This is a genomic window from Pseudomonas sp. HK3, from assembly GCF_052920985.1.
In genome coordinates this window covers 1,731,271-1,752,408 of record NZ_JBREXD010000001.1, presented here as the reverse complement: position 1 = coordinate 1,752,408, position 21,138 = coordinate 1,731,271, and the positions used below count along the sequence as shown (strand labels likewise).

At 44.0% G+C, this 21,138-nt stretch carries 20 protein-coding genes; 11 read left to right on the top strand and 9 right to left on the bottom strand.

Going from position 1 to position 21,138, the window contains the following annotated elements:
• Nucleotides 1–267 precede the first annotated feature (267 nt).
• Complete coding sequence (gene rpmE / locus ACU6U9_RS08165) at nucleotides 268–477, bottom strand: 50S ribosomal protein L31 (RefSeq protein ID WP_446734539.1); 210 nt, start codon at nucleotides 475–477, stop codon at nucleotides 268–270.
• 276 nt (nucleotides 478–753) lie between these two features.
• Here rpmE and ACU6U9_RS08160 point away from each other — a divergent pair, with 276 nt between their 5' ends.
• Entirely contained in the window at nucleotides 754–2,979 is a 2,226-nt protein-coding gene (locus ACU6U9_RS08160) for a primosomal protein N' (protein WP_446734538.1), read from the top strand.
• Nucleotides 2,980–3,108: 129 nt separating this feature from the next.
• On the opposite strand, the gene ACU6U9_RS08155 is transcribed toward ACU6U9_RS08160, so the two are convergent.
• Nucleotides 3,109–3,471 (bottom strand): DUF2513 domain-containing protein, encoded by a 363-nt coding sequence (locus tag ACU6U9_RS08155; RefSeq protein ID WP_446734537.1) that lies wholly within the window; start codon nucleotides 3,469–3,471, stop codon nucleotides 3,109–3,111.
• A 1,535-nt stretch (nucleotides 3,472–5,006) separates the two neighbouring features.
• Between ACU6U9_RS08155 and ACU6U9_RS08150 the strand changes: the two genes are divergently transcribed.
• On the top strand, nucleotides 5,007–5,753 hold the full coding sequence (locus ACU6U9_RS08150) for an SDR family NAD(P)-dependent oxidoreductase (protein ID WP_446734536.1): 747 nt from the start codon (nucleotides 5,007–5,009) through the stop codon (nucleotides 5,751–5,753).
• A 95-nt stretch (nucleotides 5,754–5,848) separates the two neighbouring features.
• Nucleotides 5,849–7,195 carry an IS1182 family transposase gene (locus tag ACU6U9_RS08145; RefSeq protein WP_446734535.1) on the top strand — a complete coding sequence of 449 codons (1,347 nt, stop codon included), beginning with the start codon at nucleotides 5,849–5,851 and terminating at the stop codon, nucleotides 7,193–7,195.
• A 316-nt stretch (nucleotides 7,196–7,511) separates the two neighbouring features.
• On the opposite strand, the gene ACU6U9_RS08140 is transcribed toward ACU6U9_RS08145, so the two are convergent.
• The 6 genes from ACU6U9_RS08140 to ACU6U9_RS08115 form a co-directional block, all read right to left on the bottom strand.
• Nucleotides 7,512–7,805, bottom strand: coding sequence for a DUF6172 family protein (locus ACU6U9_RS08140; RefSeq protein ID WP_446734534.1), 294 nt, complete (start codon nucleotides 7,803–7,805; stop codon nucleotides 7,512–7,514).
• 118 nt (nucleotides 7,806–7,923) lie between these two features.
• A complete protein-coding gene (locus tag ACU6U9_RS08135; protein WP_446734533.1) occupies nucleotides 7,924–8,526 on the bottom strand; it encodes a hypothetical protein in 603 nt (200 codons plus the stop codon).
• A 213-nt stretch (nucleotides 8,527–8,739) separates the two neighbouring features.
• The gene (gene arsB / locus ACU6U9_RS08130; RefSeq protein WP_446734532.1) at nucleotides 8,740–9,753 is read right to left on the bottom strand and encodes an ACR3 family arsenite efflux transporter; all 1,014 of its coding nucleotides are present in this window, start codon (nucleotides 9,751–9,753) and stop codon (nucleotides 8,740–8,742) included.
• A gap of 259 nt (nucleotides 9,754–10,012) precedes the next feature.
• Nucleotides 10,013–10,486 carry an arsenate reductase ArsC gene (locus tag ACU6U9_RS08125; protein WP_446734531.1) on the bottom strand — a complete coding sequence of 158 codons (474 nt, stop codon included), beginning with the start codon at nucleotides 10,484–10,486 and terminating at the stop codon, nucleotides 10,013–10,015.
• 34 nt (nucleotides 10,487–10,520) lie between these two features.
• Nucleotides 10,521–10,994: an arsenate reductase/protein-tyrosine-phosphatase family protein gene (locus ACU6U9_RS08120; RefSeq protein WP_446734530.1), complete on the bottom strand. Its 474-nt coding sequence runs from the start codon at nucleotides 10,992–10,994 to the stop codon at nucleotides 10,521–10,523.
• Nucleotides 10,995–11,095: 101 nt separating this feature from the next.
• Nucleotides 11,096–11,437 carry a metalloregulator ArsR/SmtB family transcription factor gene (locus ACU6U9_RS08115; RefSeq protein WP_446734529.1) on the bottom strand — a complete coding sequence of 114 codons (342 nt, stop codon included), beginning with the start codon at nucleotides 11,435–11,437 and terminating at the stop codon, nucleotides 11,096–11,098.
• 211 nt (nucleotides 11,438–11,648) lie between these two features.
• Here ACU6U9_RS08115 and argS point away from each other — a divergent pair, with 211 nt between their 5' ends.
• From argS to ACU6U9_RS08095, 4 genes are all read left to right on the top strand, one after another.
• The gene (argS, locus tag ACU6U9_RS08110) at nucleotides 11,649–13,334 is read left to right on the top strand and encodes an arginine--tRNA ligase (RefSeq protein WP_446734528.1); all 1,686 of its coding nucleotides are present in this window, start codon (nucleotides 11,649–11,651) and stop codon (nucleotides 13,332–13,334) included.
• A 1-nt stretch (nucleotide 13,335) separates the two neighbouring features.
• Nucleotides 13,336–13,944, top strand: coding sequence for an SPOR domain-containing protein (locus tag ACU6U9_RS08105; RefSeq protein ID WP_446734527.1), 609 nt, complete (start codon nucleotides 13,336–13,338; stop codon nucleotides 13,942–13,944).
• 71 nt (nucleotides 13,945–14,015) lie between these two features.
• Nucleotides 14,016–14,741, top strand: a complete 726-nt coding sequence (locus ACU6U9_RS08100; RefSeq protein ID WP_446734526.1) for a MipA/OmpV family protein — start codon at nucleotides 14,016–14,018, stop codon at nucleotides 14,739–14,741.
• 90 nt (nucleotides 14,742–14,831) lie between these two features.
• Nucleotides 14,832–15,578: a hypothetical protein gene (locus ACU6U9_RS08095; protein ID WP_446734525.1), complete on the top strand. Its 747-nt coding sequence runs from the start codon at nucleotides 14,832–14,834 to the stop codon at nucleotides 15,576–15,578.
• Here the strand turns inward: ACU6U9_RS08095 and ACU6U9_RS08090 are convergent.
• A complete protein-coding gene (locus ACU6U9_RS08090) occupies nucleotides 15,575–16,570 on the bottom strand; it encodes a helix-turn-helix domain-containing protein (protein WP_446734524.1) in 996 nt (331 codons plus the stop codon). The genes ACU6U9_RS08095 and ACU6U9_RS08090 overlap by 4 nt on opposite strands.
• A gap of 501 nt (nucleotides 16,571–17,071) precedes the next feature.
• On the opposite strand from ACU6U9_RS08090, the gene hslV reads away from it, so the two are divergent.
• The 4 genes from hslV to ACU6U9_RS08070 all read left to right on the top strand — a co-directional run bounded on the left by hslV (nucleotide 17,072) and on the right by ACU6U9_RS08070 (nucleotide 21,072).
• Nucleotides 17,072–17,602 carry an ATP-dependent protease subunit HslV gene (gene hslV, locus ACU6U9_RS08085; RefSeq protein WP_446734523.1) on the top strand — a complete coding sequence of 177 codons (531 nt, stop codon included), beginning with the start codon at nucleotides 17,072–17,074 and terminating at the stop codon, nucleotides 17,600–17,602.
• A gap of 43 nt (nucleotides 17,603–17,645) precedes the next feature.
• Nucleotides 17,646–19,007 (top strand): ATP-dependent protease ATPase subunit HslU, encoded by a 1,362-nt coding sequence (gene hslU, locus ACU6U9_RS08080; RefSeq protein ID WP_446734522.1) that lies wholly within the window; start codon nucleotides 17,646–17,648, stop codon nucleotides 19,005–19,007.
• A gap of 142 nt (nucleotides 19,008–19,149) precedes the next feature.
• Entirely contained in the window at nucleotides 19,150–20,055 is a 906-nt protein-coding gene (rimK, locus tag ACU6U9_RS08075) for a 30S ribosomal protein S6--L-glutamate ligase (protein ID WP_446734521.1), read from the top strand.
• 3 nt (nucleotides 20,056–20,058) lie between these two features.
• The gene (locus tag ACU6U9_RS08070) at nucleotides 20,059–21,072 is read left to right on the top strand and encodes a succinylglutamate desuccinylase/aspartoacylase family protein (RefSeq protein ID WP_446734520.1); all 1,014 of its coding nucleotides are present in this window, start codon (nucleotides 20,059–20,061) and stop codon (nucleotides 21,070–21,072) included.
• Nucleotides 21,073–21,138 lie beyond the last annotated feature (66 nt).

Sequence of the window (21,138 nt, the reverse complement as noted above, 5' to 3'; positions counted from 1 at the left end):
CTGACAAATTCCGTTAGTTAGTTTTCACCAACCTGGGGCCAACCAGGCCGCTCGCGTCAGGCGATGGCCGCGTATTATTACGCAAAAATTGAACAGTTCATACCCCGTAGAGCATTTATTCCAACCTTTAACTGACTGTTATTTAATCACTTCTTATCAAAACAAGACGATATTGACCTAAGTCATCATAAGACAAAAACAAAAAAGGCGCTCAATGAGCGCCTTTTTTGGGGAGACCGAAGCCTCCACGTTTTGATATCAATGCTATTACTTAACACGACCACCGAAACGTTTCTTGAAGCGATCAATACGACCACCAGCGTCCATAGTCTTCTGCTTACCAGTGTAGAACGGGTGACACTGAGAACATACGTCTAAGTGCATAGTACCTGGTTTAGTAGAATTTGTTTTTACTACGTTACCGCAAGAACAAGTCGCTTCTAGCGCTTCGTAATTAGGGTGAATACCTTCTCTCATAATGACCTCGTTTTCCTATGCCGCCACTTATTCTCTATCATTCCCCGTACCTAGAGTGGGAAACGCTGAGCCTCAATAAGCACCGCTGGACTAGATTAATTACAGACCTCTAGGGAGCGCGCATCTTATCAAAAGCATTCCCCAGTTGCATGCACTTTTTCAACCTTTAGATAAGTGCCCGTCATCATTAGATTTTTTCTAATCTTACGGGCCTATCACCAGCCCAATGCCGTGATACACTCGCCTTATCGTCATCTAATAATAGTAAGAGATTCCATGACGGCACCTTTTTATTTAAGCGTCGCCATTGCCGCCCCCCTCAATCGCAGCTTCGATTACCTGCCTGAGGCGGGTTGTGATATGAGCCAATACCAAACAGGCTTGCGCGTTAATGTCCCTTTTGGCCCGCGTACTATGGTCGGCATCATTGTGGATATTCGCAGTCAACCGCAAAGCGAAGGGCATAAACTCAAGGCCATTCAAAACCGTATCGACCACAAACCACTATTAAGTAAAGACATCTACGATATTGGCTTATGGCTAAACCAATATTATCACCAGCCAATTGGTGAGTGTTTACACACTGTATTGCCCGTATTATTACGCAAAGGCCAAGCGGCGAACCCAAGCTGCGAAGCGGTTTATCACATGGTCGCAAGCGCAGATGCAGACGTCATCGCCTCACTTAAACGTGCCCCCAGACAACAAGCCTTAGTTGAGCACCTACAACAAGCAGGCGACGCTTGGCACAAAGACCTAACCGCAACCGGGTTTACCTCTGCCATTATTAACGCGGTTAAAGACAAAGGTCTCATCAGCGAAACACAAAAACCCAGTTTTGAGGCAATTAACGGCCAAGCCAACCAAGCGCACCTAACATTAAATGATGAACAACAAAGCGCAGTTACCACCATCAGCGCCCAGCAACACTTTCAACCTTACTTACTCGACGGCGTCACTGGGTCTGGTAAAACCGAGGTTTACTTACAAAGTATTGCCCCTCATATAAAAGCAGGCAGGCAAGTATTAATACTGGTGCCCGAGATTGGCCTCACCCCACAAATGATTCAGCGCTTTGCCCAACGCTTTGATGCCGACATACTATTACTGCACAGCGCCCTCACCGACCGTGAGCGCTTAGACGCGTGGATCATGGCCGCGCAACACACACAAACCGATCGCGCCCAAATTATTATTGGTACGCGCAGCGCCGTCTTCACCCCTGCGCCCAACCTAAGCATGATCATCATTGACGAAGAACACGATGCCAGCTTCAAACAACAAGACGGTATTCGTTACCATGGCCGCGATGTGGCCGTCATGCGCGCAAAATTATTAGATGTGCCCATCATATTAGGCAGCGCTACCCCAAGCTTAGACAGCCTGCAAAATGCATTAGCCAATAAATACCAGCACCTTATTTTGCGCGAACGCGCGGGCAACGCCACCGACGCCAAGTTGCATATATTTAATATGAAAAAACGCGCGGTCAATCATGGCCTAGCGGATGAACTGCTCGCTGAAATTCAGCAAACATTAAATAAGCAGCAACAAGTATTGGTCTTTATTAACCGCCGCGGATTTGCACCCACATTATATTGCCCAGACTGCGGCTGGATCGCCGAATGTAAACGCTGCGATGCCAAAATGACGCTGCATCAAAAGCCGCCCCATCTGCATTGCCACCACTGCGACAATAAAAGCGCACTGCCACGCCAATGCCCAGAATGTTTAAGCAATCAAATCCACCCCATGGGTGTGGGCACCGAGCGTTTAGAGAGTCATTTAAGCGCGCAGTTTAATCAAGTGCCTGTCATTCGCATTGACCGTGACAGCACCGCCAAAAAAGATTCAATGGAAACGTTGCTTGAACCCGTACACGCGGGCGAACCCTGTATTTTAATCGGCACGCAAATGTTAGCCAAAGGCCACCACTTTCCCAAAGTGACCTTGGTGATTATGGTCAACATCGACAGCGGCTTTTTTAGCGCCGATTTCCGCGCGATGGAAAGAACCGCCCAACTGGTACTGCAAGTCAGCGGGCGTGCCGGGCGTGAAAAAGATCAAGGGCGCGCCTATTTACAAACCGAGTTTGCCGACCACCCATTATTGCACTTGCTCACTGAAGAAAATTACCACGCATTAAGCTTGGCTTTATTAGACGAGCGCAAACAACAACACTTGCCACCTTATGGGTTTCAAGCACTCGTGCGCGCAGATAGCCCTAACCCAAAAGAAGCGGAACAGTTTTTATATCGCGTGCGCGAATTATTTAACTGGCATCAAAAGAATAATCAACTTAGCGGCATTTCATTTTTAGGGCCACTGCCTTCACCCATGGAATTACGCGCTGGGCGTTTTAGAAGTCAGTTGTGGGTAAACAGTCCTAATCGTAAATTGCTACATCATTTTATTAAATTGGTGTTGGATGGGGTGTATGAGGTTAAAGGCTTTAATAGGGTGCGGTGGTCGCTGGACATCGATCCTACCGACAACCTTTAGTGCCTAGTTTACTCACCAGAGCGTTGTTAAAAATCTTTTTTCATGCGTCATTTATGGATATATAAAATCCTTACGAAAAAAGATTTTCGCCTAGCTCTGATTTCGCCACTGACGGCCCTATGACTACACTCAGCTTATTAATAAATCTCTGCTCTGCGAAATTGCAATTTCCTTAAGTAACTGCAACCCAACACTGATTCCTGCACTCGAAATAATCGATTTTGTTTTTTCCCAAACAGTATCACTTTTGATAGTGTCTAATAGCTCATAACCTTCCCAAGTCATGCCAGTAATAACATAATAGTTTGGTGGGTTTAATTGGAAAACCAACTTCCCGCTAATTAGTTTAAATTCAAGTAACATCTCAACGTGCTTACTATATTCAAACTTTAAATCACTCGAAAAATCCGCAACCTCTAAAGGCCTCCCATCAGCTGGATTTGATTCTATTTTTAGCAAAATATCTCTAATTATATTCCAATCTCTTTTCATACTTAAATTCTCTAAAGGTTTAAGGTCATGGGTAATCCTTGGAAAACCCAATTATTTAAAAAATAATAATTTAAAGTGTTACTTGAATTTTTTTACACTTAAATGAATTGATACGTTCGAAAAGAATATTTTTAAATTTGCCCTACTAATATACTCTCTTTTTTTAGTAAGAAAAAAGTAAAAAGAATAATTACAATCAAGGCAATTGTAAAAAATGAAAACATCCAAAAATCCATAAAGGCTTCCTCAAATTCATTTAATCACGACCTGAAAACGCTCTTGCAGTGTTGTAGGTTTTGATTATAATGAAGCTACTTGACTCCTAGATCAGTCCCCTTGGAAAGTTTCTAATCTAGGACGTTATTTTCAGCAGATAAACTGCCTGTTCATTATATCATTCCCAATCAAGATCTATCAGTTTTTTTGATGCATCTTAAGCCTAAAAATACACTTTCTATCGAATTAACACAGCATTAGTGTTCTGTTTATTTACATAATAATTTCTAACCTATTGATAATTATAAATATTTTATTATTCGCATGATTTACAGTGTTTTATTATATCAAATGGCTATAAGGCGTTTTCTTTGATCAAATCAGCAGATCGGTCGGAAAAGCGAAGCTCCTTACCCAACCCACCATTTTCAAAACAACAAAATCCTTGTAGGAGTCGTGCCCTGCGCGCGATACCAAAAGCATTGATAATTTAGATAATCTATTGTGGCAAATAATATAAATTAGATAATTCACCACCCAAGCATAATTGTAATATCTAAGTCACAGATTTCGTGCGCAGGGCGCAACTCCTACAGGTTAAGCAAACCCGTTCGCATCACTGTAAAAACAAAGATTATCTCTAGCGCATAAATCAAAAAGCGAGCGCATTATCCGACCTTCCATTTCTAACACAACAAACCCTGTAGGAGTCGTGCCCTGCGCGCGAAACCAAAAGCATTTATTATTCAAATAACCTATTGTGGCGAGCGATGTAAATTAGATAACTCGCCACCCAGACATATTTGAAATATGTAAGTCACAGATTTCGTGCGCAGGGCGCAACTCCTACAGGTTAAGCAAATCCGTTCGCATCACGGCAAAAACAAAAATCATCTCTAGTGCACAAGTCAAAAAGCGAAGCGCCTTCCGACACAAACGGCCGGCCAATCAAATAGCAACCAATACCAGCCAATATAAATAATTCAAACGTCGGATGGCAGTGCTCGTTCCTCGTGCCTTATCCGACCTACTATTTTTAACACAACAAAACCCTGTAGGAGTTGCGCCCTGAGCGCGATACCAAAAGCATTGATCATTCAAATAATCTATTGTGGCGAGCGATGTAAACTAGATAATTCACCACCCAAACATAATTGAAATATGTAAGTCTCAGATTTCGTGCGCAGGGCGCAACTCCTACAGGTTAAGCGTAATCGTTCGCATCACGACAAAAATAAAGATTACCACTGGCGATCGCCAAAAATGCTGTTTAGTATAGGAAACGAATAAAAATAACACGTAAATGAAAAGGATTTTTTATGTATCAAAACCCTCTCAGCATGGACAACAAAATCGTTGTCATCACAGGTGCCAGCCGCGGCATCGGTAAAGCCATCGCATTGGGCCTGCGTGATGCAGGGGCTTATGTGATTGGCACAGGCAGCAAACCTGAGTCTGTTGAATGGATGCACGAAGAGCAAGGCTTAGAAGGCCACGCCATTGATGTACGTGACCGCGAGGCCATGAATAATTTATTTAACGGCTTGGTACGCAAACGTAAAAAGGTCGACTGCTTGATTAATAACGCGGGGGTTGCTGACCACACGTTGGCATCATGGTTAGATGACGAACGCATGACAGAAGTGATGGATATTAATCTTATTTCGGTTATGCGCTGCTGTCAGGCCTATCACAAAACCCACCGTAAGCTGGGCGGTAATATCATCAACATGTCTTCGATTATGGGCGTGGTAGGCGGCGATGTATCGTCTATTTATTCTGCCAGTAAAGCCGCTGTCTCGATGCTAACCAAATCATTGGCCATTGAATGGGCGCCCTATAAGTTTAGGGCAAATGCTCTTTGCCCAGGGCTCATTGATACAGACATGCTCACCGATCTAAAAAACAACACGGCTATCTTTGATAAAGAAATCGAAAAAATTCCCATGAAACGCATGGCCAAGCCGCAAGAATTAGTGGGGGCGGCTATCTTTCTTGCCAGTGATGCATCGAGCTTTATGACCGGGCAAAACCTAGTTATTGATGGTGGCATCACCGCCGGTTAGTTGGGTGATACAGGCATAAAAAAAGAGCGCTAAGCGCTCTCAGACTGCTGACAAAGTCCTCGCCTTTTTAGGTGAGGATTTTTTATAATAGGGCCATGCTAAATGACCGCCCCCAAACACAGTCGCAACTTGAGTTCGTTTCCATTGACGAGCTTGTGCCTAATGACCATCTTCTGCGCAAGATTGAGCAGAAAGTGGATTTCAGTTTTATTCACGATTTAGTCAAAGACTTTTATAGCCCCAATAACGGCCGACCGGCGTTAGATCCCACTTTGATGTTCAAATTATTATTCATCGGCTATTTATTTGGCGTGCGCAGCGAGCGCCAATTAATCCGCGAGGTTCAGGTTAACGTGGCCTATCGGTGGTTTTTAGGTCTTGGGTTAACCGACAAGATTCCCGATGCCTCCACCTTAAGCCAAAACCGTATTCGACGGTTTAAAGAATCCGATGTCTATCAGCAGATTTTTGATGAAATCGTGCTGCAAGCCATGAAGAAGAAGCTGGTGGGCGGAACCACCCTTTATACCGACTCTACTCATTTGAAAGCCAACGCCAATAAAAACAAGCACATTAAAGTGCAAGCACAAGCTGAACGCCAAGCGTATATGGATGAGCTGGATAAAGCGGTTGAGCAAGACAGGCTAGATCACGGAAAAAAGCCCTTGGCGTCGCGGTCAGAGACGCCCAATAAATCGAGAGACATCAAACAAAGCACCACAGACAAAGACAGTGGCTACATGGTGCGTGATAACAAGCCAAAGGGGTTTTTCTATTTAGACCATCGCACAGTTGATGCACGCTGCAACATCATTACCGACGTACACGTCACGGCGGGTAATGTTCACGACAGTGTCCCGTATCTAGCAAGACTCGACAGACAGGTGCAACGTTTTGGATTTAATCTTCAGCATGTGGGTTTGGATGCTGGGTATTTTACCGCAGCGTTATGCAAAGGCATCGAAGATAGAAACCTTTATGGTGTCATGGGCTACAGACGACCCACGCATAAAAAAGGGTATTTCTACAAAAACCAATACGTTTACGATGAAACACAAGATCTCTACACCTGCCCACAAGGACAGAATGTTTTTTATCGCACCACCACTCGAGAAGGCTATCGCCAATATCATAGCGACGCAAACGCATGCCAACACTGCCCAGACTTAACGCGCTGTACCAACAGTCAAAATCACACAAAAGTGATCACGCGGCATGTTTGGGAAGGCAGCAAGGATAGAATCAACGAACACCGCTTAACAGACAAAGGCAAACTACTTTACGCAAGGCGAAAGGAAACGGTGGAAAGAAGTTTTGCAGATGCCAAACAATTACACGGCTATCGCTACGCGCAATTTCGAGGCAAACACAAAGTGCAAATGCAGTGCTTAATGACGGCCGCTGCGCAAAATATGAAAAAGATCGCATTAATGGCAGCGTAAAGCGCTTTGCATTAAAAATGCCTGTCAGAAAAGCCTTATCAGGCCAAACTAAAGCTCGATAAGTGTGGGTGGAATATTAAATTGAGATATATGAGGTGAGAATAAATTGAGCAAGGAGGCGCTTAAATTGCCCTGAAATGAATAAACCCCAGTGAAAACACTGGGGTTTATCAGCAGTCTGAGAGCGCTAAGCGCTCTTTTTCTTTTAACTGTTGAAACTTTCGAGCTCGTAGGATGGGTACGAGTGTAACCCATCAAATACATGGCGGGTTACGCTGTTCGTTCGACTCTCAACTAACCCACCCTACAGCCTTAACTAATCTTCAATTTTACGTGCACGAAAATCAGCGCGGGCGACCACTTCAACATAAAAAGAGTCTTGGCCAGCAACTACCGCAGCATCAATCATTTTGCCAATGGCATTTTGGTGCACTTCATGGGCTTCGTCTTCGGTCATACCGAACTTACAATCAAACGCCCAGTAGTTGGTGTCTTGTGGCAGCTTCTTGTTACGCTCACGCTTGATGTACTTTTTCACCTCAGACTTAATCGCGTCTACAACACGTGCAGGCTTCTTTTTAGGGTGGGCTAGGGTAAAGGTCTTTTTCATTGGATTCCAAGTGACGCAGTGTCAGACAAGATGGGTAGTAATGCCGTGATTATAGCACTGTATTAGGTCAGTATGTATTCACATTTGATGAATGAAAGACACCAATCGACCAGATTTATTACATTTCATTAAAGTATTGATGCTTAAATAGCTCAGACATAATTTGATCAATCGTATTTTTAGTATGAACATCTGTTCCTGTAAACAATACCCCGGATGACTCTGAAGAAAACTGTCCTCTCCAAACTTCACCACCAGAATAGACATTTACTAGCTTTGCAATACCAAATGTATCTCTACTTTCGCTGATTAATGGAGTGGAGTATCCAGATGAATATGCTTTATTTCCATGGAAGGTAGTGGTTGTATTGTTAATACTACCTAAGTATTGGAGACTGTTCACAGACCCAAAGCTTATGTAAAAAATAGTATCAATATTATATCTTTCTAAACGTTTATTTACTTCTTTTTGGTCGTTACTTTTTGAATAAGGAACAATTTCCCAAAAATCATAGATGGTAACTCGATGAGAGCTTAATTTTCTTTTAATAGCCATCAATACTAAATCCAATGCAACAGGATCATTAGAATTTGTCATTACAGCCATATTAGATATTTTATAATATGAGAATTCCGGGTCCGAATATCCCTTTACGTTTGTAGTAATACAGCCCGAAACAGAAATTAAAAAAAGCAGCAAAAGTAAGCTTTTTATTTTCATATATAACCTGACATTTCAATATAAATATCATTAAGGTTAGTATAATTTAAATAATATGAACTTTTCTAAAACTGAGTACCTAATTTTGATATATCAAAATTAGGTACGATAACTTTCAAGTATTAGAATCTTCAGCGAGGCTGATTTTATAACAACGAATGGCTACATATAATGTAGCCAAATAAAAAATGGATACCAAAGCTAAGCTAGCGGCTAGAACCAATGACGCGTGCGATTAGCAAACCAGACCAGACTCAACATCACAGGCACTTCAACCAATACGCCCACCACTGTGGCCAGCGCCGCACCAGAATGCAAACCAAACAAACTAATGGCCACCGCAACCGCCAGCTCAAAGAAGTTACTTGTGCCAATCATGCAAGCAGGGGCCGCAATGTTGTGTGGCAATTTTAAGTATTTAGCAAACGCATAAGCAATAAAGAAAATACCATAGGTTTGAATAACCAGCGGAATAGCGATCATCACGATGGCTTCAGGTTTATCTAAAATGGTTTGCGCTTGAAAGCCAAATAATAAAACCACGGTTGAAATCAAACCCACAATTGACCACGGCTTTACTGCAGCAAGAAAGTTATTGAGTTTTGTATGATCGTCACGTTTGTCTAATTTCTTACGCGTAATAGCACCCGCCACTAATGGCAATAATACATACAATACAACTGAAAGTAATAACGTTTCCCACGGTACGGTAATGTCGGTCATGCCTAGTAAAAACGCCGTAATCGGCGCAAAGGCAAACACCATGATCACATCGTTCACACTGACTTGAACCAAGGTGTAATTTGGGTCACCTTTGGTGAGTTGCGACCATACAAATACCATGGCGGTACAAGGCGCCACGCCCAATAAAATCATACCGGCGATGTATTCGTTCGCGGTTTGTGCATCCACCATATCGGCAAAAAATACTTTGAAGAACAACCACCCCAGCGCCGCCATGGTGAAGGGTTTGATTAGCCAGTTGATCACTAACGTCAGCACTAAACCCTTTGGTTTTTTACCCACGTCTTTGATAGACGAAAAATCCACCTGCACCATCATTGGGTAAACCATCAACCAAATTAATACCGCAATTAAAATATTAACGTGAGCGAACTCCCACGATGCAATGACTTCAAACACACCGGGGATAATACTGCCCAGAATCACACCCGCCACAATGCCAAGGCCAACCCAAACCGATAAATATCTTTCAAAAATACCCATATTTTTCTCTTTTAATACAATTTGTAGGATGGGTTAGTGCCGAGCCAAGGCGAGGACGTAACCCATGATATTCATGATGGGTTACGATGTTCGTTGTACTCACATCTAACCCATCCTACGACTCAATTATTGATACATGTTCTGTGGGAGGGCGCTTGCGCGCGAAACGCTAATGACACCCTTTCGCGCGCAAGTAGCATGCCCCATCCTTGTAGAGGATGTATTGGGTACGCCTCCCACATACTATAGATAAAATGAATTAACCCTGCGCGCCTAGCGTCACTAGCTCGGCTTTGAGCGCATCGCCACTTAAGCTATTTAAATCGAGTTGTAGGATTTTTGTAATACGGTATTTAATTTCATTTATGCAGGTTAAGAATGCCGCTTTAATTTGATCATCACTGCCTTGTACTTTTGATGGGTCTTCAAGGCCCCAATGCAATTTGATGCTTTTGCCAAACCATACAGGGCATGTCTCGCCTGCGGCACTATCACATACAGTGACAACAACATCCGCGCCAAAGTCTTCTAATTCATCCCAGCTTTGGCTTTTTAAGCCGTCGGTGGCAATGCCCTGTTCTTGTAAATATTTAATCGAAAGAGGGTGTACTTCTCCCACAGGTTGACTGCCTGCACTGGCCGCTTGTAATCGAGGATCATTGACATCATTCGCAATGGCTTCTGATAAAATGCTGCGGCAGCGGTTGTGGGTACAAATAAATAATATTTTCATTTAACGTGCACTAGGCCCTCTAAAGGTTTGGTTGTTATGCCTGCGCCCCTAGTTTCATAAACTCATTTTTAAGGGCATCGCGAGATAAGTTATCTAAATCTAATGCTAACACCCTATGGGTGCGGCACATGATTTCGTTTAGGCAAAATAATAATGCCGCTTTCATTTGCATTGCCGACCCTTTTTTACTGGATGGATCAGCTAACCCCCAATGCAGTTTGATGCTGTTGTCTAACCACTGAGGGTAATTTTCACTTGCAACATCATCGCCAACACTGACAACAACATCTGGATCAAAATTTTTAAGCTCATCCCAACTTTGACTTTTTAATTTATCCGTTGGGATTCCAGCCTCTTCTAGGTACTGCAAAGACAGCGGATGCAACTCCCCTGCCCCTTGGCTCGCAACGCTTGCCGCTTGTAACCTAGGATCATCGCCGTAGTTGGCAATGGCTTCTGACAAAATACTCGCACACCGGTTTTGTGAGCATACAAATAAAATTTTCATACGATATACGGCTTAGCCGCCTCAAATATTTCTAACCCAAAGGCTTTCGCCCACGACACAAACATTACGAAGCTATAACGTTTGTGTTGCAGAAATATTTACTAGCAACAAGCGACTTTACGATTGGGTTCATCCACTAATTTTAAACGGGCCACCAAAGCCGTTAATGGCTCAGCACTGGCCTCAACCGCTTGGCATACGATTTCATTGGCCCATTTAGGCACGTCATCGTGCACACGATAAAACACCCATTGGCCCGACTTACGCACATCTAATAACTGGCATTCACGTAAATTGGCTAGGTGCCGGCTCACTTTAGGTTGGCTAAGCGCCAACACATCTACAAGCTCGCCCACACACAACTCACCTTGGTTTTGAATCAATACCATAATAAGTAAGCGGGTTTCATCCCCTAGGCATTTAAATAAAGATAAAGGGTTCATATTCACCATCGCATTCATATACGCCGAATCATATATATGGGAAATCATATACACAAGCTAATTATCGTTATCCACACCCTCTGGCATAAAGGCACAACCTTCAAATGAGCGACATCTTGTGTGGAAAAATCAGCCTCAAACTGGGATAATGCGCGCAATTTTTGTGCATATTCTGTTAGGTTCTCCCTAACCCTCGATTTGTAAGGTCACCATGAAACAAGAGCTAGTCCGTTTAATTGAGCAAACCCTTGAAGCCCTAAAAACCGCTGGTAAATTACCGGCCGATGCGGCGCCTAAAGTGATGATCGAAAACACCAAAGACAAAGCTCATGGTGATTACGCCTCTAATGTGGCCATGGCCAGCGCCAAACTAGCGGGCATGAAGCCACGAGACTGGGCTGAAGAGATCATCAACGCATTGCCTGATAGCCCGATCCTAAACAAAGCCGAAATCGCAGGCCCTGGCTTTATTAACTTCTTTGTCACCGAAGCGGCTAGTTTTTCTATTATTGATACCATCTTTAACCAAGCGAATAAATTTGGTCATAACGATTCAGGTCAAGGACAAAAAGTGCAAGTGGAATTCGTATCCGCTAACCCAACTGGTCCGCTGCATGTGGGTCACGGTCGTGGCGCGGCTGTTGGTGATTGCATCAGCCGGTTGTTAAGCGCCAACGGTTGGGACACCACCCGTGAATTTTATTACAACGATGCAGGTGCACAAATCGATAACCTAGCGCTATCGGTTCAAGCACGTTGCAAAGGCTTTGGCCCAGGCGATGACAGCTGGCCAGAAAATGGCTACCAAGGTCATTACATTAGCGAGCTCGCTGACAGTTTCATGAAAGGCGACACCGTTGAGTCGGCCGATCAAAGCTTCACGGGCACCAAAGACGCCGATGACCTAGATGGCCTTCGCCACTTTGCGGTTGCCTATTTACGTCGTGAGCAAGACTTAGATTTAAAAGCGTTTGAAGTGGACTTCGATGTGTACTTCTTAGAAAGCTCGCTCTACAGCGAAGGCAAAGTTGAAGAAGCGGTACAAGCCTTAATTAAAAACGGTTACACCTACGAAGACGGCGGCGCGCTGTGGTTAAAAACCACTGAGTTCGGTGACGACAAAGACCGCGTCATGCGCAAAACTGACGGCGGCTACACCTACTTTGTACCAGACGTGGCTTACCACTTAGAAAAATGGCAGCGTGGTTTTAAACGTGTGGTAAACGAGCAAGGTGCCGATCACCATTCGACCATCACCCGTGTCCGCGCTGGTTTACAAGCCTTGAAAATGGATATCCCTGAAGGCTTTCCAGACTACGTACTGCACCAAATGGTGACGGTCATGAAGGGCGGCGAAGAAGTGAAAATTTCTAAGCGTGCAGGCAGTTACGTAACGCTGCGTGATTTGATTGACCAAGTGGGCTTAGACGCAACTCGTTATTTCTTAGCCGCCCGTGCGCCAAGTTCACAGCTTACGTTTGATATTGATTTAGCCCTAAGCCAATCAAACGATAACCCGGTGTATTACATTCAATATGCACATGCGCGTATTTGCAGTATTTTGCGTAAGCTGGGCACAGAGAATCTACAATGGGATCAAGCCAATGGTTTGGCAAAACTGGATCGTCTAAACGAAGACCAAGAAAAACTATTAGCGAATAAACTGGCTCGTTTCCCTGAGATTGTAAAAGCCGCTGGCACTGCCAGTGCGCCGCACATGATTGCCAATTACCTGCACGAATTAGCCAGCGAGTTCCATGGCTACTACAACGCACACAAAACAATTGTGGACGATGCAGATTTACGTGATGCCCGTATCACTCTGACCCAAGCGGTACGCCAAGTCATCGCCAATGGTTTAGACCTAATGGGCATTAGTGCCCCAGAGGAAATGTAACATGGCATCGGGTGCACCGCGTTGGGTATGGATATTCACGCCTTTGGTTGCGTTGAGCTTCGCTGGTTTTTTGTTGTATCTCACCACGGTTCCCGCGGGCGACGATATCGACAGAATCACTGATGACCTCATGCAGGATGCAAAAGCAGCCAAAGACAATCTAAGTAATCAGGCTAAGCAAGGCCTGAACGAACAGATGCAACAAGCCATCAAAGATCAACTGCCTGAAGTTGATTCCAGTCACTTAAACAAATCTGTGGATAACTACGAGTTTTTCGAAATATTGGAAAACAAAGAGATTAAGGTTGAAGAAGTTGTTGAATATAAGTCCACGCCAAAAGGCACGGACAAAGACGGCAACAAGATTGAGTACCGCTTAAAAACGGGGTCCTTCACCAACCAAGAACGAGCCGACCGCCTCAAAGCGCAGCTCATTTTAAATGGTTTTAATACTCAAATTGAAAGTGCCGATATTAACGGCAAAACCTGGTTCCGCGTCTTTACTGGCCCGTTTGCTAATCGCTCGCAAATGAACAAAGCCCAAGATCAGCTGATTAACATGGGTATTCAAACCGTCGAAATTAAGCAGCCCATCGCTAAAAAAGACTAAACAACCTTCCCTGTGTTGAACTTTTCATGGATTGAGCCCCCTAAAACAGATACTTGGTTTAAGGGCTCAATATGAAAACCCTCTCTCGCTTAACCGCACTGCTTTGTCTTTTTAGCCTTAATGCTTACGCCGATGACGATTGGCAATGGCCTGAGTTTAATGGCCTCGTTGCGGGTGCTGTCTCGCAAGACAACTTGCCCTATAAACAAGTCGGTACTCAAACTCAACCAAGCTTGTTGGTATTTGGCCGATTAGGCGATGTCTTTATTGAAGGCAACCGCGCGGGCTTGCCATTAAAGCGATTTGGTTTTGGTACGTTATCGGCCCTTGGTCAAGTGCGCACTCATCAATACCTTGATGCAAAAGATACCAACCTTACCGATAAAGACCGTGACCAAAGCATTGAAATTGGCCCGCAACTTTCCGTGCCGCTGGGGCAAGGATTTGTATCTCAATTTAGTGTGCTACAAGACATCAGTGGCAAGCATGAAGCCCAAGAATACGAGGCTGCTATTTATAAGCGCTTTGCATTTGATGATTTAAGAATTATTGCCACCCTAGCCGCACAATATCAAAGCCAAGACCTAATGGATTATTACGTGGGCACAGATACCTACCAACCCGACGCCGAACTCACTCAAGAGATAGAGCTATTAGCGGTCTACGATATCAATGAAAACTGGTCAGCCGTAGCGGTGTGGCGCTACTACCAACATGGTGATGAATTCAAAAACAGCCCACTTACCGATGACAACGTCACGCAGCGAGTGGCTGTCGGCATAGGTCGCCATTTTTGATCAAATACGTGCATTTAGCGCAAACCGGATAGCTTAGAGAGGGTATTAAACTACAATCACAATACATCTCACTCTAGAGAAGAGTAGAACATGGCCCAGCCTGTTTCTTTTTACCATCACATTTATAACTGGCACGATACCCAGCACGACACCTGGTTATCGACGCTATTAAAAAGCTGCCACCACGTTATGCACTGCCGTAATACCCATGATGTGTGCGAAATTATTAGTAACATCATGCTGCAGCTACGTTTAGACGGATATTATCGGCTTGAGGTTTGTGATCGCGTGACCATCGAGCATTTCCAAGCGGGCCAACACGCCACGTATCATGGTGAGAAGCCACAAAAAGGCAGTCACATTCGCTCAATGAAAGTGGTTGAATTAGAACACGCCATTATTTTTAAGATGCAGTTTGTTCAACTCTATCTCTCCAAACATCAAGAAAACGCAGACATACTCGACAGCCATAAAGACATATGGCTACTGTGGATGACCCATGTCGAAAGTTTATGTTTACAGGTTTCATTAGAAGCATTTTTGCAAACACAATTACCGCAAGAGCAGCAGCAATTCGCAGACAAGCTAAATATACACAACGACCTAGACTTAAATCATTCCCGTGTATTACAACGCTCTAGCGAAATGTATCAGGCGTTTAATGAGACCGTCATGCCATTAATCACACCTGCTGAAGTCATTCCCGCCAACAAACGCCAGCAATTATTAGTCAGCGCCCTTTCGAAACACCAACAACAGCTTAGCCAATTAATTGAACAACAATATGGCCTATACATGAGCACAGAGCGCATTTTACAAGCCGTAAATAGCTATTAAATATCTTCGTGATTCATGCCAAAAATGTCTTTTACACCTAACGTCTTTTGCGAGGGCTTACTTAAATGAAGCGAGGGCGTGTGATTAAAAACCCGAGCATAACGCTCAGTTAATCGGCCTAAATGTTTAAAACCAGACGCATAAGCCGCTTCCGTCACACTTTGGGCATCACTCAAGCGATGACGAAAACGGTGTAATCGAAATTGCTGAATGTACGCAATCGGTGTAATGCCTAGCTCTTGTTTAAAGACAATTTGTAAATTGCGCACCGATGTTGAAGCCGCTTGAGCCAGCTCTTTTAATAAAATGGATTCGATATAATTATGATGAATAAAGTCCAACGCCTTACCTAAAATATTTTGTCGCGTTGTGCATTTATTTTCACCCACATCCGACAAAATACAGGGCATAAAAATATCCATCACCATTTTTTCTAACACAGAAGTCGAGATCGATAAGCCTTCTGCTTTTTTCTCGAAACCCATATTTAAACCCCATTCGCACACAGACCCAACCTTAAACAAAGCATGCCAGTCATATGCCTTGCGACTAGCCGCACACGTTAACTCCATATAATCCTTCATCGCGCACTCACCTAAGACACTCGTAAGCCAACGACTATCCACATGCAATTGATACAACCAAGTATTGGCAGGGATAATCCAGCGCACACTGGCACCGGCAGATAAAAAAGGGCTATGGCTAATGCCTCCCAACACATTTTGAAAACATTCGATATTTTCACGCTGCGCGAAAGGTAATTGGATGGCAATGATATGCTCTGGAAACTGATACTGCTCAACAGCCGCCTCAGTGTTACGACGCTTAATCAACATTAACGGGCCAAAATCAACGATGGACATTTCAAGCTGACCATCTCCCGTTAAGGGCGTTGAAACCATATCTAAGCAGGGGGTTGATTGTGACAAATCAAAATACGTCAGTTGATGACCTAAAAAGGTTCTTATTTTTATTGTGTTACTAACATCCATTTGATCACTTCTTTTAATTCTTGTCCTTAGAACGAATGCACTTACTATATCATTGCTAAATCGTTCACTTAGACTTTGTTCGTAATATGGACACTGCTTCGGCTATGACCAAGATCCCCATTAGACAAACATTAAAAAAAACAATTTAAAGGCCCAAAATTACATAAAGTAATAAGGCATTAACATTCCAAATTACCACATTCCAATCGCCAAATAGAAACAGAAGTCGCGCTAATATCATTAAGGTATAACAGACAATGTTGGTTACATTAAAACCGCTATTTACAACCTTAGTTACATTAAACCTGACCTAAATACATACACTCGTAAAACTGATCCAAATTACTTAAAACGCCCTATACAGACCCATAACCGTGCCTAATAGCGGCCAGTCTTCGTTAATGCAGGCACAAAACGACTTTTTATTACTTGAAGTTAGACAAACCACCCCCATAAATGTGGATTGTCCAAATTCATTGATACAGATATAGATACCGAACTATGACAACCATATTAAGTGTGCGCCGCGACGACGAAGTAGTAGTAGGTGGTGATGGCCAAGTAAGTTTAGGCAACACCGTAATGAAGGGGAATGCCCGTAAGGTACGCCGCCTGTACAATGATAAAGTCATCGCTGGCTTTGCCGGAGCCACAGCCGACGCCTTTACACTGTTTGAAAAATTCGAAGCGCATTTACAAAAACATTCGGGCCATTTAACGCGCTCCGCCGTCGAACTAGCCAAAGAATGGCGCAGCGATCGCGCCTTACGCAAACTCGAAGCCATCTTAATTGTGGCCGATGAAACCGCCACTCTCACCATTACCGGTAACGGCGATGTATTGGAGCCTGAAAATGGCGTGATCTCAGTGGGCAGTGGTGGTAATTATGCACATGCAGCTGCAATCGCCTTATTTGAAAACACCGACCTACCTGCATACGATATTGTGCAAAAAGGCTTAACCATTGCAGGTAACATCTGCGTATTCACCAACCATCAGCACACCATTGAAAGACTTAAGATCGAAAAATAGTTGTTACCGTTTTTTATTTTGGTTTTAAGTTAAGAGAGTAAAGATGCCACATACACAAATTGAAAAATCATTGACCCCCAGTCAAATCGTTAAAGAATTAGACCGCCATATTATTGGCCAAAGCGAAGCCAAACGCAGTGTTGCCATTGCGTTACGCAACCGCTGGCGTCGCATGCAGTTACCGCAAGAAATGCGCGATGAAATTACGCCAAAAAATATCTTAATGATTGGCCCAACGGGTGTGGGTAAAACCGAAATTGCTCGCCGTTTAGCAAAACTTTCAAACGCGCCATTCATCAAAGTAGAAGCCACTAAATTTACCGAAGTAGGCTACGTGGGCCGTGATGTTGAAACCATTATTCGTGACCTTGTGGAAACCGGCTTTAAAATGCTGCGCGAGCAAGAAGTAGAAGCCGTGCAAGAGCGTGCAAAATCAGCCGCAATCGAACGAGTGCTTGATGTTTTATTAACCCCAGCGCGCAATGACTTCGAAAGCCAAGCCGAAAAACCGGAAGACAGCGCAACTCGTATGCTTTTCCGCAAAAAAGTATTAAACGGCGACATGGACGATAAAGAAATAGAAATCGATGTAACAGCACCACAAGTGGGCGTTGAAATCATGGCACCGCCGGGCATGGAAGACATGACCAGCCAGATTCAAAGTATGTTCAGCAACCTTGGTCAAGGCAAAAGCAATAAGCGCAAAATGAAAGTAAAAGACGCGCTTAAAGTGATTCAAGATGAAGAAGCCCACAACATGATCAACATGGACGACCTAAAAGCAAAAGCGGTAGAATCGGTTGAGCAGAACGGTATCGTATTCATTGACGAGATTGATAAAGTGGCCAAGCGTCAAGAAGCCGGTGGCGGTGATGTTAGCCGTGAAGGTGTTCAGCGTGACTTGCTACCGCTTATTGAAGGGTGCACCGTTTCAACAAAATACGGCATGCTAAAAACCGATCACATTTTATTTGTGGCCTCTGGTGCCTTCCATTTAAGTAAGCCATCGGATTTGATTCCTGAATTACAAGGCCGTTTGCCAATTCGTGTAGAGCTGCAAGCACTGACACCTGATGACTTTAAGCGCATCTTGACCGAGCCAAGTGCGTCACTGACTGAGCAATATAAAGCGCTGCTTTCGACTGAAGGCTTAAACGTCGAATTCACCGAAGATGGCATTGAACAACTGGCACAAACCGCCTTTAAGGTAAACGAAAATACCGAAAACATCGGTGCCCGTCGTTTACATACCATGATGGAACGCCTGCTTGAAAAAGTTAGCTTTGACGCCGAAAGTCTTGCCACCCAATACAGTGACAAGCCATTACAAATTAACGGCCCATTTGTCACCGAACACCTAGGTGAAATTGCACAAGATGAAGACTTAAGTCGCTTTATTCTGTAATCAATTCACCGCTTAATAAAATATTTAAAAGCCCTCTCAAAAAAAGAGGGCTTTTTTATTTATTTGTGTCTATTCTCCGCCAAGTAGCGTCTACTCTATAATTCTCAACTCTTACTTACTGCACGTCACTGACGGGATCACTATGAAAATTGCCATCTTATCGAGAGGTGCCAACCTCTACTCGACTAAGCGCCTCAAAGAAGCGGGTGAGGCCATGGGACATGAAGTTGACGTAATTGATACACTTCACTGTTATATGGATATCACTCAGAGTCGCCCGGCTGTGCGTTATCACGGTAAAGAATTGCCAAAGTATGATGCCATTATTCCCCGTATTGGTGCATCCATTACATTTTACGGCACCGCTGTGGTCAGACAGTTTGAAATGACGGGCACGTTCTCTGTCAATGAATCGGTTGCGATTAGCCGTTCACGCGACAAATTGCGTTCACTGCAATTATTATCTCGTAAAGGCATTGGTCTGCCACGCACTGGCTTTGCAAGCAAAGCAGATAAGGCCGATGATTTAATCAAGAATGTGGGTGGCGCACCTGTTGTAATTAAATTGCTAGAAGGCACACAAGGCATTGGCGTGGTATTAGCCGACACTAAAAAAGCAGCCGAAAGTATTATTGAAGCGTTCATGGGTCTTAACGCAAACATTCTTGTACAAGAATTTATCAAAGAAGCCGGCGGTGCGGATGTTCGTTGTTTTGTTGTGGGCGATAAAGTTGTAGCTGCCATGAAACGTCAAGGGGCTGAAGGCGAGTTTCGTTCAAACCTACACCGAGGTGGCTCAGCGCAATTAATCAAGCTGACCAAAGATGAACGCGCGACGGCAGTCAGCGCCGCAAAAGCCATGGGCTTAGGTGTATGTGGTGTGGATATCTTACAGGCGAAAAGCGGTCCTGTTGTTATGGAGGTGAACTCGTCTCCAGGCTTAGAAGGTATTGAAGCAGCAACGAAAAAAGACGTGGCTTCTATGATTATTGAGTACATTGAAAAAAATGCAAAACCTCAAAACACGAAAACAAAAGGTAAGGGCTAAATCATGCCCATGCTGAATATTGCAGGGACCGATATTGCGCCAGGGGAAACCTGTGAAATACAGATCCCCGTTGCGAATTTATACACAGACACTGACATTCATATGCCAGTGCATGTTATACGTGCGAAAAAAAGCGGGCCAACCATGTTTGTTTCGGCGGCGGTTCACGGTGATGAATTAAACGGCATTGAAATCATACGCCGTTTAATCCAGAAAAAAGGCTTTAAACTATCCGCTGGCACCTTGATCTTAGTGCCGATGGTGAATGTGTATGGCGTGCTCGATCAAACTCGATACTTACCTGACCGCAGGGATTTAAATCGCAGCTTTCCGGGCTCAGAAAAAGGCTCACTCGCGGGTCGCGTTGCTTATCGGTTCTTAAATGACATCGTTAAACATTGCACACATGGCATAGACTTACACACAGGGGCGATTCACCGTTCAAACTTACCACAAGTGCGCGCGGATTTAAGCGACTCCGAAACCCTCGAAATGGCCAAATCATTTTCGGTGCCGGTGTTGTTAAACTCAAACTTGCGTGATGGCTCACTGCGCCAAGCAGCAGTAGAATCAGGCACTAAAATTTTACTGTATGAAGCGGGTGAAGCATTACGCTTTGATGAATTTTCAATTCGCGCTGGGTTACAAGGTGTTTTGAATGTTCTGTCTCACCTAGGTATGACGCGTAAATCGAAAAAGCGTCGCACACGTGAGCCATACATCGCTAACCACAGCGCATGGATTCGAGCCAATTCCAGTGGTATTACCCACAGTTTAAAATCCCTTGGCGATCAAGTGACCAAAGGGGATATCATGGCTGAAATCGGCAATCCCATGGGACAAGTACTCGACCATGTAAAAGCCACGCGCTCAGGTATTATCATTGGCAAGCAAAACATTCCGTTGGTACAAGAAGGAGAAGCCATGTTTCACGTTGCTTACTTTTCTGAAGATGACGAAACCATTGCGGAGCACATTGAACATATTCAAGATACGTTATTACCTGAAGAGCGCTAATCAAAGTATGACGTTTGCATCAAAAAAGGAGAGCATCTGCTCTCCTTTTTATGGCGCTTAATTCAA

Coding starts and splice junctions, on each gene's coding strand:
- ACU6U9_RS08145 (WP_446734535.1), top strand. CDS start 5,849: ATGCTAAATGACCGCCCCCAAACACAGTCGCAACTTGAGTTCGTTTCC.
- ACU6U9_RS08135 (WP_446734533.1), bottom strand. CDS start 8,526: ATGAAAATAAAAAGCTTACTTTTGCTGCTTTTTTTAATTTCTGTTTCG.
- ACU6U9_RS08155 (WP_446734537.1), bottom strand. CDS start 3,471: ATGAAAAGAGATTGGAATATAATTAGAGATATTTTGCTAAAAATAGAA.
- rpmE (WP_446734539.1), bottom strand. CDS start 477: ATGAGAGAAGGTATTCACCCTAATTACGAAGCGCTAGAAGCGACTTGT.
- ACU6U9_RS08140 (WP_446734534.1), bottom strand. CDS start 7,805: ATGAAAAAGACCTTTACCCTAGCCCACCCTAAAAAGAAGCCTGCACGT.
- ACU6U9_RS08115 (WP_446734529.1), bottom strand. CDS start 11,437: ATGAACCCTTTATCTTTATTTAAATGCCTAGGGGATGAAACCCGCTTA.
- ACU6U9_RS08150 (WP_446734536.1), top strand. CDS start 5,007: ATGTATCAAAACCCTCTCAGCATGGACAACAAAATCGTTGTCATCACA.
- ACU6U9_RS08090 (WP_446734524.1), bottom strand. CDS start 16,570: ATGGATGTTAGTAACACAATAAAAATAAGAACCTTTTTAGGTCATCAA.
- ACU6U9_RS08095 (WP_446734525.1), top strand. CDS start 14,832: ATGGCCCAGCCTGTTTCTTTTTACCATCACATTTATAACTGGCACGAT.
- hslV (WP_446734523.1), top strand. CDS start 17,072: ATGACAACCATATTAAGTGTGCGCCGCGACGACGAAGTAGTAGTAGGT.
- ACU6U9_RS08160 (WP_446734538.1), top strand. CDS start 754: ATGACGGCACCTTTTTATTTAAGCGTCGCCATTGCCGCCCCCCTCAAT.
- ACU6U9_RS08105 (WP_446734527.1), top strand. CDS start 13,336: ATGGCATCGGGTGCACCGCGTTGGGTATGGATATTCACGCCTTTGGTT.
- rimK (WP_446734521.1), top strand. CDS start 19,150: ATGAAAATTGCCATCTTATCGAGAGGTGCCAACCTCTACTCGACTAAG.
- ACU6U9_RS08070 (WP_446734520.1), top strand. CDS start 20,059: ATGCCCATGCTGAATATTGCAGGGACCGATATTGCGCCAGGGGAAACC.
- arsB (WP_446734532.1), bottom strand. CDS start 9,753: ATGGGTATTTTTGAAAGATATTTATCGGTTTGGGTTGGCCTTGGCATT.
- argS (WP_446734528.1), top strand. CDS start 11,649: ATGAAACAAGAGCTAGTCCGTTTAATTGAGCAAACCCTTGAAGCCCTA.
- ACU6U9_RS08125 (WP_446734531.1), bottom strand. CDS start 10,486: ATGAAAATATTATTTATTTGTACCCACAACCGCTGCCGCAGCATTTTA.
- hslU (WP_446734522.1), top strand. CDS start 17,646: ATGCCACATACACAAATTGAAAAATCATTGACCCCCAGTCAAATCGTT.
- ACU6U9_RS08120 (WP_446734530.1), bottom strand. CDS start 10,994: ATGAAAATTTTATTTGTATGCTCACAAAACCGGTGTGCGAGTATTTTG.
- ACU6U9_RS08100 (WP_446734526.1), top strand. CDS start 14,016: ATGAAAACCCTCTCTCGCTTAACCGCACTGCTTTGTCTTTTTAGCCTT.